Annotated in this window: 15 protein-coding genes; 9 read left to right on the top strand and 6 right to left on the bottom strand. The window is 48.3% G+C overall.

From position 1 onward, the window contains the following. The first annotated feature begins 727 nt into the window (after nt 1-727). The 9 genes from MUN53_RS14735 (at nt 728) to MUN53_RS14695 (ending at nt 9,633) form a co-directional block, all read left to right on the top strand. Nucleotides 728-3,988, top strand: a complete 3,261-nt coding sequence (locus MUN53_RS14735) for a glycosyltransferase family 117 protein (RefSeq protein WP_243326279.1) — start codon at nt 728-730, stop codon at nt 3,986-3,988. A gap of 7 nt (nt 3,989-3,995) precedes the next feature. Further along, nucleotides 3,996-4,607, top strand: coding sequence for a polysaccharide deacetylase family protein (locus MUN53_RS14730; RefSeq protein ID WP_022455130.1), 612 nt, complete (start codon nt 3,996-3,998; stop codon nt 4,605-4,607). Nucleotides 4,608-4,694: 87 nt separating this feature from the next. Then, on the top strand, nt 4,695-5,123 hold the full coding sequence (locus MUN53_RS14725; protein ID WP_243326278.1) for a DUF3791 domain-containing protein: 429 nt from the start codon (nt 4,695-4,697) through the stop codon (nt 5,121-5,123). Further along, nucleotides 5,120-5,587 carry a DUF3990 domain-containing protein gene (locus tag MUN53_RS14720; protein ID WP_243326277.1) on the top strand — a complete coding sequence of 156 codons (468 nt, stop codon included), beginning with the start codon at nt 5,120-5,122 and terminating at the stop codon, nt 5,585-5,587. The genes MUN53_RS14725 and MUN53_RS14720 overlap by 4 nt, the downstream gene beginning before the upstream one ends. Then, on the top strand, nt 5,584-5,802 hold the full coding sequence (locus MUN53_RS14715; protein ID WP_243326276.1) for a hypothetical protein: 219 nt from the start codon (nt 5,584-5,586) through the stop codon (nt 5,800-5,802). Before MUN53_RS14720 ends, MUN53_RS14715 begins: the two co-directional genes overlap by 4 nt. 114 nt (nt 5,803-5,916) lie before the next feature. Next, nucleotides 5,917-6,630: a sigma-70 region 4 domain-containing protein gene (locus MUN53_RS14710; RefSeq protein ID WP_243326275.1), complete on the top strand. Its 714-nt coding sequence runs from the start codon at nt 5,917-5,919 to the stop codon at nt 6,628-6,630. After that, nucleotides 6,623-7,342 carry a DUF3307 domain-containing protein gene (locus MUN53_RS14705; protein WP_243326274.1) on the top strand — a complete coding sequence of 240 codons (720 nt, stop codon included), beginning with the start codon at nt 6,623-6,625 and terminating at the stop codon, nt 7,340-7,342. Before MUN53_RS14710 ends, MUN53_RS14705 begins: the two co-directional genes overlap by 8 nt. Nucleotides 7,343-7,399: 57 nt before the next feature. Further along, on the top strand, nt 7,400-8,341 hold the full coding sequence (gene queG, locus MUN53_RS14700; protein WP_394803091.1) for a tRNA epoxyqueuosine(34) reductase QueG: 942 nt from the start codon (nt 7,400-7,402) through the stop codon (nt 8,339-8,341). Between the two features lie 2 nt (nt 8,342-8,343). Next, nucleotides 8,344-9,633 carry a S28 family serine protease gene (locus MUN53_RS14695; protein WP_243326272.1) on the top strand — a complete coding sequence of 430 codons (1,290 nt, stop codon included), beginning with the start codon at nt 8,344-8,346 and terminating at the stop codon, nt 9,631-9,633. Between the two features lie 6 nt (nt 9,634-9,639). On the opposite strand, the gene MUN53_RS14690 is transcribed toward MUN53_RS14695, so the two are convergent. The 6 genes from MUN53_RS14690 to MUN53_RS14665 all read right to left on the bottom strand — a co-directional run bounded on the left by MUN53_RS14690 (nt 9,640) and on the right by MUN53_RS14665 (nt 15,598). Next, nucleotides 9,640-10,491, bottom strand: coding sequence for a helix-turn-helix domain-containing protein (locus tag MUN53_RS14690; protein WP_243326271.1), 852 nt, complete (start codon nt 10,489-10,491; stop codon nt 9,640-9,642). Between the two features lie 5 nt (nt 10,492-10,496). Continuing rightward, nucleotides 10,497-11,621 (bottom strand): UDP-galactopyranose mutase, encoded by a 1,125-nt coding sequence (gene glf / locus MUN53_RS14685; protein WP_243326282.1) that lies wholly within the window; start codon nt 11,619-11,621, stop codon nt 10,497-10,499. Continuing rightward, nucleotides 11,621-12,550, bottom strand: a complete 930-nt coding sequence (locus MUN53_RS14680) for a glycosyltransferase family 8 protein (RefSeq protein WP_243326270.1) — start codon at nt 12,548-12,550, stop codon at nt 11,621-11,623. The genes glf and MUN53_RS14680 overlap by 1 nt, the downstream gene beginning before the upstream one ends. A gap of 20 nt (nt 12,551-12,570) precedes the next feature. Continuing rightward, nucleotides 12,571-13,599: a glycosyltransferase gene (locus MUN53_RS14675; RefSeq protein ID WP_243326269.1), complete on the bottom strand. Its 1,029-nt coding sequence runs from the start codon at nt 13,597-13,599 to the stop codon at nt 12,571-12,573. Between the two features lie 114 nt (nt 13,600-13,713). Continuing rightward, nucleotides 13,714-14,685: a glycosyltransferase family 2 protein gene (locus tag MUN53_RS14670; RefSeq protein ID WP_243326268.1), complete on the bottom strand. Its 972-nt coding sequence runs from the start codon at nt 14,683-14,685 to the stop codon at nt 13,714-13,716. 13 nt (nt 14,686-14,698) lie between these two features. Then, a complete protein-coding gene (locus tag MUN53_RS14665) occupies nt 14,699-15,598 on the bottom strand; it encodes a glycosyltransferase family 2 protein (RefSeq protein WP_243326267.1) in 900 nt (299 codons plus the stop codon). Between the last annotated feature and the right edge of the window lie 5 nt (nt 15,599-15,603).

The following is a 15,603-nucleotide window of genomic DNA, read 5'->3' as shown; positions in this document are numbered from 1 at the left end:
GCTTTATTGTAAATTAATAGTTTGATCACTTCTAATCTACTAATAATCAGCGATAAGCACAACCTTTTATACATATTTATTTTATCAATTTAATTCCGCCAACGGGTAATAATATATTCGTTATATTATTGATTGTTATTGGATTGTGTGGAATGTCGTTATGAGGCGCAGCACGCTGCGCCTCTACCGTCGCGGGGTAAGTTCCATGGATAAAAGAGAAAGAAAAGAAAATTGTCAATTGTCAATTCTCAATTGTCAATTGATAAAATTCTCCATTGTCAATTCTCAATTGTCAATTGTTTCGGCCTCGTTCTGGTGAGCGTTAAGCGGAGGAACGGAGTGGAGCGGCCGGAGCGTCGCTGTCTGAGCGAAGCGAGTTTGCGGCGCGCACAGCGAAACGAAGAGACGGAGTAGCTCAGCAGACGCAGCCTTGACCTTTTGGTACTTTTGGGTCAAGCCAAAAGTACGTACCCGGTTTGGGTTAAGCCAAAAGTACGAATACGATCTTGATCTTTTGGTTCTTTTGCATCAAGGCAAAAGAACGTACCCAGTTTGGGTCAAGAGAAAAGAACGAATACGAACAGACACAATGACTTTTTAGAACTCTTACACAATTTATAAGCCAATCCATCGTTAAAGTGTAAAGGCAAATACGTACATTTGCACTTGTTTTGTGTAAAAGATTGCCTGTTCAAACGAAATAATTAATAATTACTTTATACAACGTATGGAAAAGTATAAACTGATCAACAACACACTGGGGTGGATTGTCTGCATTATCGCTTCGTGTGTTTATTTGATGACGATGGAGCCCACCGCCAGCTTTTGGGATTGCGGTGAGTTCATTTCTTCAGCGTATAAACTGGAAGTAGGGCATCCGCCCGGAGCACCGTTCTTCATGTTGACGGCGAATCTGTTTACCCAGTTTGCTTCCGATCCTTCTACGGTAGCCAAGATGGTGAATACCATGTCGGCCCTGTTCAGTGGCCTGACTATCCTGTTCCTTTTCTGGAGTATCACCCATCTGGCCAAAAAGATTGTCGTTGAGGATGCGCAGGAGATCACGATGGGCCAGACCATTACGATCATGGGAGCCGGTCTGGTAGGTGCTTTGGCTTATACCTTCAGTGATACATTCTGGTTCTCGGCTGTCGAAGGAGAGGTATATGCCTATTCTTCTTTGTTTACGGCCCTGGTATTCTGGCTGATCCTGAAATGGGAATCGGTGGCTGATGCCCCGCATGCCGACCGTTGGATCGTGCTGATTGCCTATCTGATGGGATTGAGTATCGGTGTCCACCTGTTGAACTTGCTGTGTATCCCGGCCATTGTGTTGGTTTACTACTATAAGAAATTCCCGAATCCGACCATGAAGGGTACGCTGATTGCCCTGCTTGTCTCTTTCGTGATCATCGCCCTGATGATGTACGGTGTGGTACAGGGATTGGTTGAGATCTGCGGTTACTTCGAACTGTTCTTCGTGAATACGTTGGGTATGCCTTACAACTCGGGTGTTTATGTATATGTACTGGTACTGGCAGGAGTCCTGATCTGGTCTATCTGGGAAACCATGCGCGACGAGATCCATCCGCTCCGCTTGCGTATTTCATTCCTGCTGTCGGTTATCCTGATCGGTATTCCGTTCATCGGCAGCGGTTATGTGATTGCCGCAGTCCTGAGTATTGCCCTGGCAGCCTATCTGTTCATGAACAAGGAACTGAACCTGAAGCTGCTGAATACGATCCTGATCAGCCTGATGGTGGTAGTGGTGGGTTATTCGTCATACGCCCTGACCCTGATCCGTGCGACGGCTGATACTCCGATGAACCAGAACGCGCCGAAGGATATCTTTACGCTGCGTACTTACCTGGCCCGCGAGCAGTACGGACAGACCCCGTTGCTGTACGGACAGACCTACGTTTCGGAAATCAAACGGAAGAGCGAAGGGGGTGCCTGCGTGGCTGATACGAAGGAAGGCGATCCGGTATGGACACGCGTCAGCAAGAAAGATCCGAATGAGAAAGACCGGTACTATGTATCGCGTCATAATACCGAATATCAGTATGTGGACGAACTGAATATGCTGTTCCCGCGTATGTACAGCTCGGATGGCCGCCATGTGCAGGCCTATAAGGAGTGGGCACAGATCAAGGGGCAGCCGGTGAAGTTCAACCAGTGCGGCGAGACCAAATCGGTGATGAAGCCGACCTTTGCCGAGAACCTGCGTTTCTTCTTCTCCTATCAGTTGAACTTCATGTACTGGCGTTATTTCCTCTGGAACTTCTCCGGTCGTCAGAATGATATTCAGGGACATGGAGAGGTACAGAACGGCAACTGGATCACCGGTATCAAGGCCATCGATACCTTGCTGGTGGGTCCGCAAGACGAGATGCCGAACGATATTGCCAACAACAAAGGACATAACGTATATTATATGTTGCCTTTGCTGCTCGGTCTGTTGGGACTCTGCTATCAGGTATCAGCCGGGAAGAAAGGTATCCAGGGATTCTGGATCACCTTCATGCTCTTCTTCATGACCGGTATCGCCATTGTGCTCTACCTGAACCAGACACCCTACCAGCCGCGTGAACGAGACTATGCCTATGCCGGTTCGTTCTATGCCTTCTGTATCTGGATCGGTTTCGGTGTGATAGCCCTGGTGCGTATGCTGCAGAGCTATGCCAAGCTGCCTGCTACCGCAGCGGCTGCCGTGGCTTCGATTGCCGCTCTGCTGGTGCCTATCCAGATGGCCGGACAGAACTGGGACGATCATGACCGTTCGGGACGTTATGTTTGCCGCGATTTCGGTGCCAACTACCTGGAATCCTGCGAACCGAATGCCATCCTGTTTACCAACGGTGATAACGATACCTTCCCGTTGTGGTATGCGCAGGAGGTTGAGGGTATCCGTACCGACGTGCGTGTCTGCAACACCAGTTACCTGCAGACCGACTGGTATGCCGACCAGATGAAGAAACAGGCGTATGAATCCGAACCGCTGCCGATCTCATGGACACACGACGAGTATGTGCAGGGTACACGCGACTTTGCCTATATCTTCCCGATGACTGACAAACCGATCGACCTGAATACAGCATTGGAATTTGTGCGCAGTGACGATCCGAAATACAAGAAAATCCCGGGATTCAGTCAGCCGCTGGATTATATCCCGTCTGAAACCCTGATCTATCCGATTGACTCGGTAGCGCTGGCACAAGGCGGTCTGTTGAAGAATATGGATGTACCGGTACCTGCCAAGGAAATGACCATCAACCTGAAAGGCAAGGATGCGCTGGGCAAGCAGGAACTGCTGGTACTGAACATGCTGCAGACCAACGACTGGAAGCGCCCGATGTATTATGCGATCACGGTGAGTCCGGATCAGTTCGTGAAGCTGGATCCGTATTTCCAGCAGACCGGTATGGCTTACCAGATTGTCCCGATGCAGACCCAGAACACGGTGAAGGCTATCAACAGCGAGAAGATGTTCGACAACGTGATGAACAAGTTCAAGTGGGGTGGCGTGGACAAACCGGGAATCTATCTGGATGAAAACGTGATGCGTATGTGCAAGAGCTACCGCATGGTGGTATTCGGCAAGCTGGCTACGACACTGATCTATGAGAAGAAGAACGATAAGGCGTTGCAGGTACTCGACAAATGTATGGAAGTATTGCCGCCTGAGAATGTTCCGTTGGACTATAGCGGTCTGACGATCGGTGAGTCTTACTATCTGTTGGGTGAGAAAGAGAAAGGACATAATATCCTGAAGGCGATCGGCGACAACTCGCTGCGTAACCTGAACTGGTATTTCCGTCTGACTCCGAAACAGTTTGCTTCGGCAGCCAGTGATGTCAATTCAGACTTATATACCCTGCAGGAAGTCATCAAGATCACCAAGGATAAAGATCCGGAATTGACAAAACTATACCAGGAAGAGTTCGACAACTTCCGTATGGCGCTCTCTTCTTTACAACCTAAAGAATAAAGACAAGATGTTTATCGAACAACCGCCCTGGTTTTACAGGGCTTTGTTCCCGGGGGTAACCTGGAGAATCCCGGCTGAGCCGAAGTGTGTGTATCTCACCTTCGACGACGGTCCGATTCCCGAGGTTACCCCTTGGGTTTTAGATATATTGGACCAGTATGGCGTGAAGGCAACCTTCTTCATGGTGGGGGATAACGTGCGTAAGCATCCGGACATCTACCGGATGGTGGTCGAGCGGGGGCACCGTATCGGCAACCATACCTTCAACCATATCCAGGGCATCCGTTTCCTGACCCGCAATTATCTGGCGAATACCGACAAGGCTGCCGAGTGGATACCGAGCAATCTGTTCCGTCCGCCCCACGGGCACATGCGTATCCCGCAGGTATTCAAGCTGCGGAAGAAATACCGCATCATCATGTGGGATGTCGTGACCCGCGATTACAGTCCGCGGCTTACCCCTCCGCAGGTACTCGACAACGTGAAGCGATACGTTCGCAACGGATCGATCATCGTGTTCCACGACTCGCTCAAGGCCGAGAAGAACATGCGTTATGCCATGCCCAAGGCCATCGAATGGCTGTTGCAGGAAGGATACGAATTCCGCGTTTTTGAATGAAAGGATTGATTGGTATATTTTTACCCACGGCTGTTTCCTGTTTTGGAAACTTTACTGTATATTTGTCCGTATCGAAAAATTGCTAGTATGCGTGACAGAATAGAAAACATAGGTTTGATGATTCGGAATGAACGGCTGCGTAAAGGACTGACACAGGAAGAACTGGGTGAACGGGTTGGCGTCGGTAAAGCTCAGATTTCTAAAATTGAGAGTGGAAAAGGTCTGACGATAAAGACTGTGACAAAGGTGCTGGATGCGTTGGGCATGTCGGTATCAGTCGTCTTGCAAAACGCGCAGGCTGTTGATAAGAATGTGATTGCTTATGTCATTGCCGCCATCAGTGAATTTGCCAAGGCTCATCATATTTCTGTCCGTGAGGCGAACAACTATCTGATTCGTTTTAAAGGCATTGATTTTCTGACAGAACATTATGATGCAGAGCATTTGCTTTCGTTCGATGACAGTGTACAGGATCTCACACAAGTTTGTCTGAATAATGGAGGAGGCATTCAATGAGACTATACCACGGTTCAAATATCGTCATTAAGCAGATCGATCTGTCAAAATGCAGGCCTTACAAGGATTTCGGACAAGGATTTTATCTGACAGCGATTAAGGAACAGGCGGAGCAGATGGCCAGACGCACATCGGCTATCTATGGTGGAGAACCCATTGTTACGGAGTTTGAATTTGACGAAACAGCCTTGAGTACGCTTTCTGTCAAGACGTTTGAAGATCCAAGTGAAGAGTGGGCCTTGTTCGTGTTGGCTAATCGCAGCAGGAAAAACGTGCAGCCGACACATGGTTTTGACATCGTGATAGGGCCTGTTGCCGATGATACCATTGCAACCTTGTTCCGTAATTTTGATGACGGGATTATTGATCTGCCCACGTTGGTGCAAGGACTAAGATACAAAAAGGTTTCATCACAATATTTATTTCACTCGGCAGCAGCCATTAAATATTTACACAGCGTATGAATAAACGGATGCAATATCTGGTAGAAGGTATTACCAAAGATATAATAGCCTATCTGATGGAAGATTACGGATATGACCTGCCGACTGCTCTCAAAGAATTCTATAACTCCGAAACATTTGCCAAACTTTCTGATGAAACTACCGGACTTTATATTGAAAGTTCGGCTTATGTGTATGAGATATTGAAAGAAGAAATTAGGTTCGGTAAGCTGTGATGGGCTGAGATACACAATTTTTTGTTTATTATTATTGATTATATTGTATATAAATCAATGTTATAGACTTATTTGTCTATATTCTGCAATTATAGAGTATTTGATCTATAATTAATGATGAGATTAAAGAAAATTCATACCTTTGTCATCCAATCAATGAACGATAATATGTTTGCAACAATTTCAGCGGATATAGTTTCATCCACATCCTTGTCAGTGAACGAAATTATAGGATTAAAGCAAAGGATAGAATCATTATTTGGCTTGCTAAAGGTGAGTTATCCTGGTTTTGAAGGTCGCCAGATCAAAGGTGACTATATAGAGTGCGTAATGAAAAATGTATCAAACGCATTCCGGATAGCCTTTATAATCAAATCCTGCATTAAATCCTTTTCCACAGTTAAAAATAAAAAGACAAAAAATTTCCAGACATACGGAATACGGATGACTATTGGTATTGGAGATATGAAGATCGTGGATACCGAACAAGGTATTTGGGATGGTGAGGCCATATATCTATCAGGACGTGCGCTTGAGGAAATGAGTTCCTTGAATAAGGGAACGTTGGCTGTCCAAACAAGTAAAAAGCAATTATCCGCCCCATTGCAAACTGTAGCTCTGCTGACCGATGCCATATTAAATGATATGACTGTGCGCCAAAGTGAGGTCGTTTTCTATAAATTACTTGGTTTCAAAGAAGCAGACATCGCCAAGGAATTGGGTATATCTCAAGCCAGTGTAAACAATGCTTCTACAGCCACCAAATGGTATTGTATAGAAGAAGCAATAAAATATTTTGAACAGCTAAATTTTGAAGATTATGAATAGCTGGTTGTTTTTAAGTCTGCTATTGGCACATGTTATAGGTGACTTTTACCTGCAAAATGATAAATACTGTGCACAAAAAGAGGAAAGGAAACTCAAAAGCTGGTTCCTATATGTACATTCGCTTATTATCGGTGGTGTGTCATGGATAGTTGTTCCTATTTGTGATTTCGGAGTTTATGCTCTTGCTATTGCTTTTTCTCATTGGGTAATAGATGTTATCAAAACATATAGTCCCCAAGGATTATGGAATTTTGTCATTGACCAGATTACTCATTTGTTAATACTGATTATAGTGGCGTTTTCCTTTGACATTACCACCGAGTTACCAATCCAATCAATGGATTGCTATGAAAGTTTCTCAATGCCTTTGTTCCTATTGGCGATATTATTGTGCATTAAACCTGCCAATATCCTGATTAAGTTAGTCTTGAAGAAATATCAAATTGGTGAGACACAATCCTGTGAAAATATCAAAAATGCAGGAGCGTTGATTGGAAATTTAGAGCGTATTCTCACAATCATATTCGTTATCATTGGACAATATGAGGCAATCGGTTTTATCATAGCGGCAAAATCCATACTTAGATTCAAAGACACGGATACTGCAAAAACAGAGTATGTCCTTGCCGGAACATTTCTGAGTTTTGGAATTGCATTGCTAAGTGGTTTAATGGTAATATCCAATTTTGTCTTTCGTATCTTCGTACAATAATCCTTATGTACCAAAGGGAGTGGTACATAAGGAATGTACACAATTTTTTGTTTGTCGATGAGTGATCAAATAGCTATAACAACCCGAATGATCAAGGACGAGGCTACCCGGCTGGGATTTTCGGCCTGCGGTATCGCCCGGGTAGAGCCGGTGGAAGCAGAAATGCGGCGGCTGGATACCTGGCTGGCGAAAGGTTACCAGGCTGGAATGGCCTATCTGGCGAACCATCGGGAGATACGCCGTGATCCGCAGGGACTGGTGGAAGGGGCGAAGAGTATCATCTCGGTGGCCCTGAACTATTATCCGGCTCGCAAACGCGATCCGGAGCAGCCCCATATTGCCTATTATGCCTACGGACGGGATTACCATGAGGTCGTGAAGGAAAAGCTTCGCCAGCTCTGGCAGTATGTGGTCCGGAACCTCCCGGAAGGAACGGCGGAAGAGGCCCGTGTCTTTACCGACTCAGCCCCTTTGTTGGAGCGTTATTGGGCGTGGAAAGCCGGACTGGGGTGGATCGGGAAAAACACCCAGCTGATTCTGCCGGGGAAAGGCTCGTACTTTTTCCTGGGGGAGATCGTGACGACGTGGGAAGCCGATGCTTACGACAAGCCTGTCCCGTCGCGCTGCGGAACCTGCAACCGCTGTCTGCAAGCCTGTCCGACCGGCGCGTTGGAAAAAGCCCATACCCTGAATGCCAACCATTGCCTGTCGTACCTCACCATTGAAAACCGGGGAGAGATTCCTCCGCGGGAAGCCCGGCTGTTGGGAAACCGGTTGTACGGCTGTGATACTTGTCAGCAGGTCTGTCCCTGGAACCGTTTTGCCATCCCCGCTACCGAACCCGATTTCCAGCCTTCGGAAGCCCTTTTACAGCTCCAAAAAGAAGACTTGAAAATGTTCACCAAAGACGATTATAATCGTATCTTTGCCAAGTCGGCCGTCAAACGGGCGAAATACGAGGGCTTGATACGAACCATCAAACATTTAAACATAGAATAACCATGAAGAGAAAGATGAATTTACTGTTTCTTTCGTTCTTCTGTGTGTTGCTCGCCATGGCAGCACCCGGCGAACTGAAGGAAAAGCTGCAAACCTTGTCGGGCGTGAGTGCTATCGAAACGCTGAAGACCGAGTTGTATCCCGAAAAATACCTGGTGCGGGTGACACAGGAAGTCGATCCCCTTGGCAAGCAGGCCGGGACATTCAAGCAGCGGGTCGTGTTGTGTCATATAGGGTTTGACCGTCCTACGGTACTGGTAACCGAAGGATACGGCGGTGCCTATGCCCTGCGTGAAACCTATCAGGAAGAGCTGTCCAAACTGATGAATGCCAACGTTATCTTCGTTGAATACCGTTACTTCCTCGAGTCCAAGCCCGATCCTCTGAACTGGGACTATCTGACAGCCGAAAATTCGGCCTATGATCTGCACCGGATCACCGAACTGTTCAAACAGATCTATACAGGAAAATGGATCAGCACGGGTATCAGTAAGGGCGGACAGACCACAACCCTGTATCGGGCCTATTTCCCGGATGACGTGGACTTCTCTGTTCCTTATGTCGCTCCGTTGAACCGCGGGGTAGAAGACGGACGCCATGAAATCTTCCTGGAGAAAGTCGGCACCAAGGCTGAACGGAAGAAAATCCGTGATTTCCAGCTGGAAATCCTGAAAAACAGGGATGAGCTGATGCCCCTCTTTGAAGCTTACGTGAAGGAAAAAGGCTATCAGTTCCGTGTGCCTACTGAAGAGATATACGATTACAGCGTACTGGAATACCCGTTTGCCCTCTGGCAGTGGGGAACATCTGTCAATACCATTCCGGCTCTGGATTCGGACAAGGAGACGTTGTTTAAGCACTGGATGGAAATCAGTGATCCCTCGTATTTCTCGATCGGACAGGATACCGAGCCCTTCAACGTACAGGCAGCCCGCGAACTGGGATACTATGGCTACGACACAAAGCCTTTTGAGAAATATCTTTCTATCAAAAGCAGCCAGGGCTATTTGAACCGCATCATGCTGCCCGATGAACTGAAAGACAAGGTGGAATTCCGTCCGGAACTGTATCAGAAGGTCTATAACTTCCTGAAAGATAATGATCCGAAGATGATCTTCATCTACGGAGAGATTGACCCGTGGAGTGCAACCCGCGTTCCCATCTTCAAAGGAAAGAAGAACGAACAGGTATATATCCAGCCGCGGGGCAGTCACCGGGCACGCATCAGCAATATGCCGGATGACATGAAAGAAAAGATCATGCGGCAGATCAACGAGTGGCTGGCGGAATAAGCTCCGTCAGTCGTCCGACTTGCTGTTGCGGTATTCCTGCGGACTGACACCCACGTACCGCTTGAAATACTTGCCAAAGAAAGAGACATTATTGAAATTCAACGAATCGGCAATCTGATAGATCGGCAGGTTCGTTGATTTCAATTGGGCTTTGGCATCCATGATCACCATGTTCGAAATAATCTCCATGCAGGTGCGGCCCGTAGTCTGTTTGACGATCGTACTCAGATAAGCCGCCGTAATCCCCAGTTTACTGGCATAGAAAGCCACATTCTTCTCTTTGGTATAGTTGTCGAGCACCAGCTGTCCGAAATCCTGGCTGATCCGTTCGGCCGGCGAGAGGTTGCCCGTATCCATCTTGCGGTTGCTGTACAGCGAGCTGATGGCATAGATGAGGCTGTAATACAAATGACGGGAAAGCTCCCGGTTGCTCAGCTCGAAACGTTCTTTGGTCCGCTTGCCCAGCTTGAAATAATCTTCGATCAGTTCCACCATCTCCTCCTTGAGCGGCACAACCGGGTTGTGCTTGATGGAATAGGTAATGTCGAGCAGCGACTTGACCGGATTGATCGTACGCAGAAAATCGGAAGAGAAGCCGGCAAAGTAAATCTCTACATCCCCCCGGATCTGGTTGACCTGGAAGATACTTCCGGGCAGCACCACGAGGAATGAATTGTCGGAGACATGATAATCCACCAGGTTAATCGAGGCATCGATATCCCCTTTCTTGCAGAGTACCAGTATTTCCGCCTTGATCCGGCAGGGAAAATGCGCATACAGGTTCAAGATGACCGAGTCTGTCAGCACATCGACCAGTACATCTTCCGGCAAATCTATTTTAGGCAATTCGTTTTCCATGTTCATCAGTGTTCTAAAATTCGTTGATATTCTTTCTTCCACAGCTGGAGGGCTGTGGCCATGGTATCATCCATATCGGCATAGGTATATTGTGCCAGCCGGCCTCCGAACAAGACCTGCGGATGGGCGGCAGCCAGTTGCTGGTAGGATTGGAACAGACGGGTATTCTTCTCGTCATTCACCGGATAGTAAGGCTCCTTTCCGGGCTGGAATGCTTCGGGATATTCGTGGGTGATGACGGTACAGGGCTGTTGTCCGAACTCAAAGTGCTTGTGTTCGATGATCCGCGTAAAAGGAATGTCGCGTTCGGTGTAGTTGACAACCGCGTTTCCCTGAAAGTCGGGTATCTCCAGCAAAGCCGACTCGAAGCGGAGACTCCGGTATTCCAGATGTCCGTACCGATAGTCGAAAAAGGCATCGATACATCCCGTAAACAGGATCCTGTCGGCCAGGGAATCCCAGTACGGGCGATCCTCCAGGTAGTTGCACGAGAGACGCACTTCGATACCTTCCAGCAAAGCCGCTATCAGTTTGTTGTACCCTCCGACGGGAATCCCCTGGTAGGCATCGTTGAAATAATTGTTGTCGAACGTGAAGCGGAAAGGCAACCGGCGGATGATGAATGCGGGCAATTCGCGTGCCGATCTTCCCCATTGCTTTTCGGTATATCCCTTGATGAGCCGTTCGTAGATATCCTTTCCCCCCAGTTTCAGCGCCTGTTCCTCCAGGTTGGCAGGGGTCTCGATATAGGCATATTTCTCGCATTCCACAGCCAACCGGGCCCTTGCCTCGGCCGGGGTCTTGACACCCCACAGCTGGTGGAAAGTATTCATGTTGAAAGGCAAATTATACAATTCGTCCCGATAACGGGCCAGCGGTGCGTTGGTGAAGCGGTTGAAGCGGACAAACCGGTTGGCATATTCCCATATTTCAGCCTGGTCGGTATGAAAAATATGGGCTCCATAGGCATGTACTTGGATTCCTTCCGTCTCCTGGCAATAGATATTCCCCCCTGCGTGATTCCGTTTGTCGATCACCAGGCAACGTTTACCGGCCAATGCCGCTTCGTGTGCAAAAACAGCTCCGAACAAGCCGGCGCCTACCACCAGATAATCATATTCCTTCTTCATCATCCTACCGCTTTATCCAAGTTGATATATTTGGGTTTACGCCACTTCAAGGCATAGGGTAACAGCTTGAAGAACCGTTTGATCCGGGTTTTGACCGAATGCGACGGCCGCCATCCTTTCCATGGAGTTTTATCCAAATATACGAAATATTCTGCTCGGAGCGGATGCATGCTGTCGTAATTCCACGGTTTTTTATTCGTATAATGCAAGATGACGGGGTTGAGCAATTCCTCCCGGAACGCTTTCCAGTCGTTGACCCGCTCCCGGATGCCTGTCCGGTAGAAGCCGTCTTGCATGTTCCAGGTGAGGGGAACGAACTTTTTATGCGCATGCAAGACCACATTCAGCAAATCCTGGTCGTTGAAGCGGATCCGTTCCGGATACGTCAGGAAATAAGTCTCGCATTGACGGTCCACATGGGTTTCCCGCCAGTAACGCAGGTTGATCAGCAGGACACCGGCGTTGAAATAAGAATCAGCCGGGTCATAGTGCAGTAATTCATACCGCTCTTTCTCCTGGCTTCCGATATCTTCGATGCAGGCCACGCCGTATCCTTCCAGGTCTGTGTTCCAGAAAGCCGAGATGTCACCGCGGATCACGATGTCACAGTCCAGATACAGCACCTTGTCTACCGTCTCCGGCAAGATCGACGGGAACATACAGCGATAGTAGGTCGCCATGGAAATCCGCTGACCGAATTTCTTGATGGAATAATTCTTCAGCAGGTCGGCCGGAGGAAAATAAAAACGGACAGTGTGCCCGTATGGAGCGGCTAACTTCGTCAGCAGGTCCTGATCCTCCTGAGGCAATGAACCGGCCACGATATGCACGCAGAAAACTTGTCCCGGGTTGTTGATAAACAGAGAAACCAGGGTGACAGCACAATGCTGGATGAACTGATGATCGATGTTACAAGCGATATGTATCATATAAATTCTGTTTCTAAAGGTTACGGATGCGTGGAAGATTCCCATTGTCCGGTCAGTTCAAAATAACGCTTCAGGACTAGCAGGGAGATCAGTTCCTCGCGCTCCGGATTACGGAACTGGGCAACAAACTCGTGAGCATGGGCGATGATCTGCTGCGCCTCTTCCGGATGAGCGATATAATAATTCAGTTTCTCCTCCAGATCAGAGAAATCTTCCTTGACTTCGATATAATGATAGTCGGGGCGTAACTTCCCCTCCATGAACCACGTCTCGCAGGTAGGACGTGGCATGACGGCGATGGAATTGGACGACATGACCCATTTCAAGTTGGAAGCCACATCGTTCCCTTCAAGCGCCATGATGAACTTATAATCCAGGTGCTGGTGAATGGTCCGTTTCGGTGCCATCCATTCGTCTGGACAACCCTCATTCTTCCCCACGACACCACAGTCGAACATGGGATGTCCGAAAAACTTCTCCAGGAATTTGGTCCGCAAACGGCTCTGACGGATTTTCCCCCGGAAGATCGCCCGGTCTTGCTTCTCGGTGAATGACTTGGTGTCTTTCACATACATGAAATGACGGAGCTTATCCAGCTTCAGCAAGACTGAATTCTGGTTTTGGGATGAGATCAGCCGACTTTTCACAATGGCAGGATCGTCGGGAGTGAAATAGACATCCCCCGGACAATAGTTCCAGCGGAGCGAAGGCGGAAACCAGCGGGTAATGTCGTGCTGGTCGAAATAATAAGCCTTGTGGAACATGTTACTCCGGTATTGGCCGATAGGTCCCGTATAATGCAGCCAGCTTTGGTGATGAGCCAGTCTGTTCTCCGACGGGATCGGTCTGGTCCTGTCCAGCTGGATGTAATAGTTGACCCGTTCCTGGATATAAGGATAATCCGGACGGCTGGAAACCCGGCACAAGCGCTGTTCCAGCCGGATTCTATACCAGGAATCCGGAATGACCAACCCCATATATTTTCGGATAAAATACCAGAATTTGATGGGTTTTCCACTACGAACCTTATATAAAATACTATCACTCATCTTTTATGGGCTTAAAATAGTTCACTGTATCTGCCATTGTCTACAAAGTTAGACCTTTTTCCAGTCACATCAAAGAAGTCATTTTACAATCTCATCCATTTTGTATCTGCCGGTTCACAACCGATCCCGCTGACGGGTTGTCAGCCACGGCCACAGCCAGCGCAGGTATTGGTTCCACCGTTCCAGGCGGTAGTCTGCATCCGTCGCTTGCAGCTCTGCCGACAACTGCTGGTATAAAACCTGCCGTTGGGATTCGTCGGTCGGGGTCCGTTTGATTTTCCGGTACAATAATCCCCGGCGGAGACGTTTCTTATAAGGCGCCAGGTTTGGTAAGTGCTCTTCCATGTACCGGACCACCTGGATGTCTTCGGCGATACCCTGACCACGCTGCAGCGACTGGACTGTCACTTTCGCTCCATGCTGGCGGAAATAATTCAGAGTACGGTACACTTCGATCACCTCGCCCTGCAAAGCCATCTGGAACCAGAAAAGCCAGTCGCCGCAATACCGCATTTGCAGGAAGGCAGAATGAGCCAGACGTGCGGCATATTCCCGTCTGAACAGGATACCGCTGGCGTTGATCAGGTAATTCTTCCAATACAGGTTATGAAGCGCGTATGACTTCCCGTCAAAACAACCCGGCTGTTTTCCTTTCCGCCGGCCCCAATGGTTGATATCCTTGTTGGATACCCTTCCTGCTCCGTCGATCAGCCGTGAACCCACCACACAGACCGCAGTCCGTTCATGCGCTTCACACAAGGCAACGGTCGTCTCCAGAAAATCCGGATCGGCCAGATCATCCGCTTCGGCTATCCAGATATATTTTCCCCGGGCTAATAAGATCCCCTTCATCCATTGCTGAAAAGGACTGCCCGTATTCCGGGTATTGAACTCTATCCGGGATACCCGAGGGTGGTTCCGGTATTTTTCCAGTATTTCCCGGCTTGTATCGGTCGAAGCATCGTCCAGTAGGATCAATTCAAAATCCGTCCATGTCTGCCGTAGGATGGAGTCGATACGGGCATCCAGGTAACGGGCATAGTTATAATTGGGAACGATTACACTGACTAAAGGATTCTTTTCCATACATCTGCTACATTTATTTCATGATACCCAGCCGTTCCCGTATGCCATCGCGATACATCCGCCAGAATTTGGCCAGATCGCTCCATTGGTACACATCCGTGAAGGCACACGTCCCGATTACGACAGCCATATACCCCAGAACTCCATGCCAGCCACGCAGATACCTTACCGCCCAGTTCTTTCCGTAATGATGGTTCAGATACGTTGAGTTACGCACCTGGTAAAACCGTTTCCATTTCTTTTTGCGGTTGCGTTCTTTCCAGTTGTCTGTCGAAAAGAACTTATGCTTGTCCATTAGTGCTTGGGGAATATACAGGATCTTATAGCCGGCCAGTACGGTACGCAGGCAATAATCGGTATCATCACAGAAAATGAACAACTCTTTGTTGGGAAGGCCAATGGCTGCAACTACCTCCCTCCGGACGAAGAGCCCTTCGAAGGCAGTACCGACAATCTCGACAGGAGCCGTTACCTCCCGTTTCGCCAGTTTGTCCTGATACATGGAACGGAACGGCTGCGTCAGATTATACGAACAGAAATCGTTGGTAAAGACTTTTCCTTCCAATAATCGTCTGGGAGCCAGGATTCCCACCGTTTTATCGCCGGTGTAGGGCAGTAAGTTTTCCAGGCAGTCGGCTCGGGGAAAGACATCGTCGTCCATACACCAGATCCAGTCGGCATTTTGGGCATAAGCCGCTTCGATGCCCGTATAGAAACCACCCGAACCCCCTACATTCGATTGATGGATCACCGTCAGGTCGTCTTGCTTGTCCAGCCATTCTTTTGTCCCGTCGGTACTTCCGTTATTGACAACGATGATGTCCGACAGAGGTTTGTTCTGCCGCAGGCAATCCATACTGCGTTTGAGCAGTTCCAGCCGGTTATAGGTAACAACTACAGCTATGATTTTCATTGTGC

This window comes from Parabacteroides faecalis, assembly GCF_022809355.1.
GTDB classification, from domain to species: Bacteria; Bacteroidota; Bacteroidia; order Bacteroidales; family Tannerellaceae; genus Parabacteroides; species Parabacteroides faecalis.
The sequence above is the reverse complement of the archived record's forward strand: the minus strand, read 5'-3'. Positions and strand labels throughout refer to the sequence as shown.

What these genes read in the sequence shown, in the direction of transcription:
- MUN53_RS14735 (WP_243326279.1), top strand. Translation starts at nt 728, where the DNA reads ATGGAAAAGTATAAACTGATCAACAACACACTGGGGTGGATTGTCTGC.
- MUN53_RS14730 (WP_022455130.1), top strand. Translation starts at nt 3,996, where the DNA reads ATGTTTATCGAACAACCGCCCTGGTTTTACAGGGCTTTGTTCCCGGGG.
- MUN53_RS14725 (WP_243326278.1), top strand. Translation starts at nt 4,695, where the DNA reads ATGCGTGACAGAATAGAAAACATAGGTTTGATGATTCGGAATGAACGG.
- MUN53_RS14720 (WP_243326277.1), top strand. Translation starts at nt 5,120, where the DNA reads ATGAGACTATACCACGGTTCAAATATCGTCATTAAGCAGATCGATCTG.
- MUN53_RS14715 (WP_243326276.1), top strand. Translation starts at nt 5,584, where the DNA reads ATGAATAAACGGATGCAATATCTGGTAGAAGGTATTACCAAAGATATA.
- MUN53_RS14710 (WP_243326275.1), top strand. Translation starts at nt 5,917, where the DNA reads ATGATGAGATTAAAGAAAATTCATACCTTTGTCATCCAATCAATGAAC.
- MUN53_RS14705 (WP_243326274.1), top strand. Translation starts at nt 6,623, where the DNA reads ATGAATAGCTGGTTGTTTTTAAGTCTGCTATTGGCACATGTTATAGGT.
- queG (WP_394803091.1), top strand. Translation starts at nt 7,400, where the DNA reads ATGAGTGATCAAATAGCTATAACAACCCGAATGATCAAGGACGAGGCT.
- MUN53_RS14695 (WP_243326272.1), top strand. Translation starts at nt 8,344, where the DNA reads ATGAAGAGAAAGATGAATTTACTGTTTCTTTCGTTCTTCTGTGTGTTG.
- MUN53_RS14690 (WP_243326271.1), bottom strand. Translation starts at nt 10,491, where the DNA reads ATGGAAAACGAATTGCCTAAAATAGATTTGCCGGAAGATGTACTGGTC.
- glf (WP_243326282.1), bottom strand. Translation starts at nt 11,621, where the DNA reads ATGAAGAAGGAATATGATTATCTGGTGGTAGGCGCCGGCTTGTTCGGA.
- MUN53_RS14680 (WP_243326270.1), bottom strand. Translation starts at nt 12,550, where the DNA reads ATGATACATATCGCTTGTAACATCGATCATCAGTTCATCCAGCATTGT.
- MUN53_RS14675 (WP_243326269.1), bottom strand. Translation starts at nt 13,599, where the DNA reads ATGAGTGATAGTATTTTATATAAGGTTCGTAGTGGAAAACCCATCAAA.
- MUN53_RS14670 (WP_243326268.1), bottom strand. Translation starts at nt 14,685, where the DNA reads ATGGAAAAGAATCCTTTAGTCAGTGTAATCGTTCCCAATTATAACTAT.
- MUN53_RS14665 (WP_243326267.1), bottom strand. Translation starts at nt 15,598, where the DNA reads ATGAAAATCATAGCTGTAGTTGTTACCTATAACCGGCTGGAACTGCTC.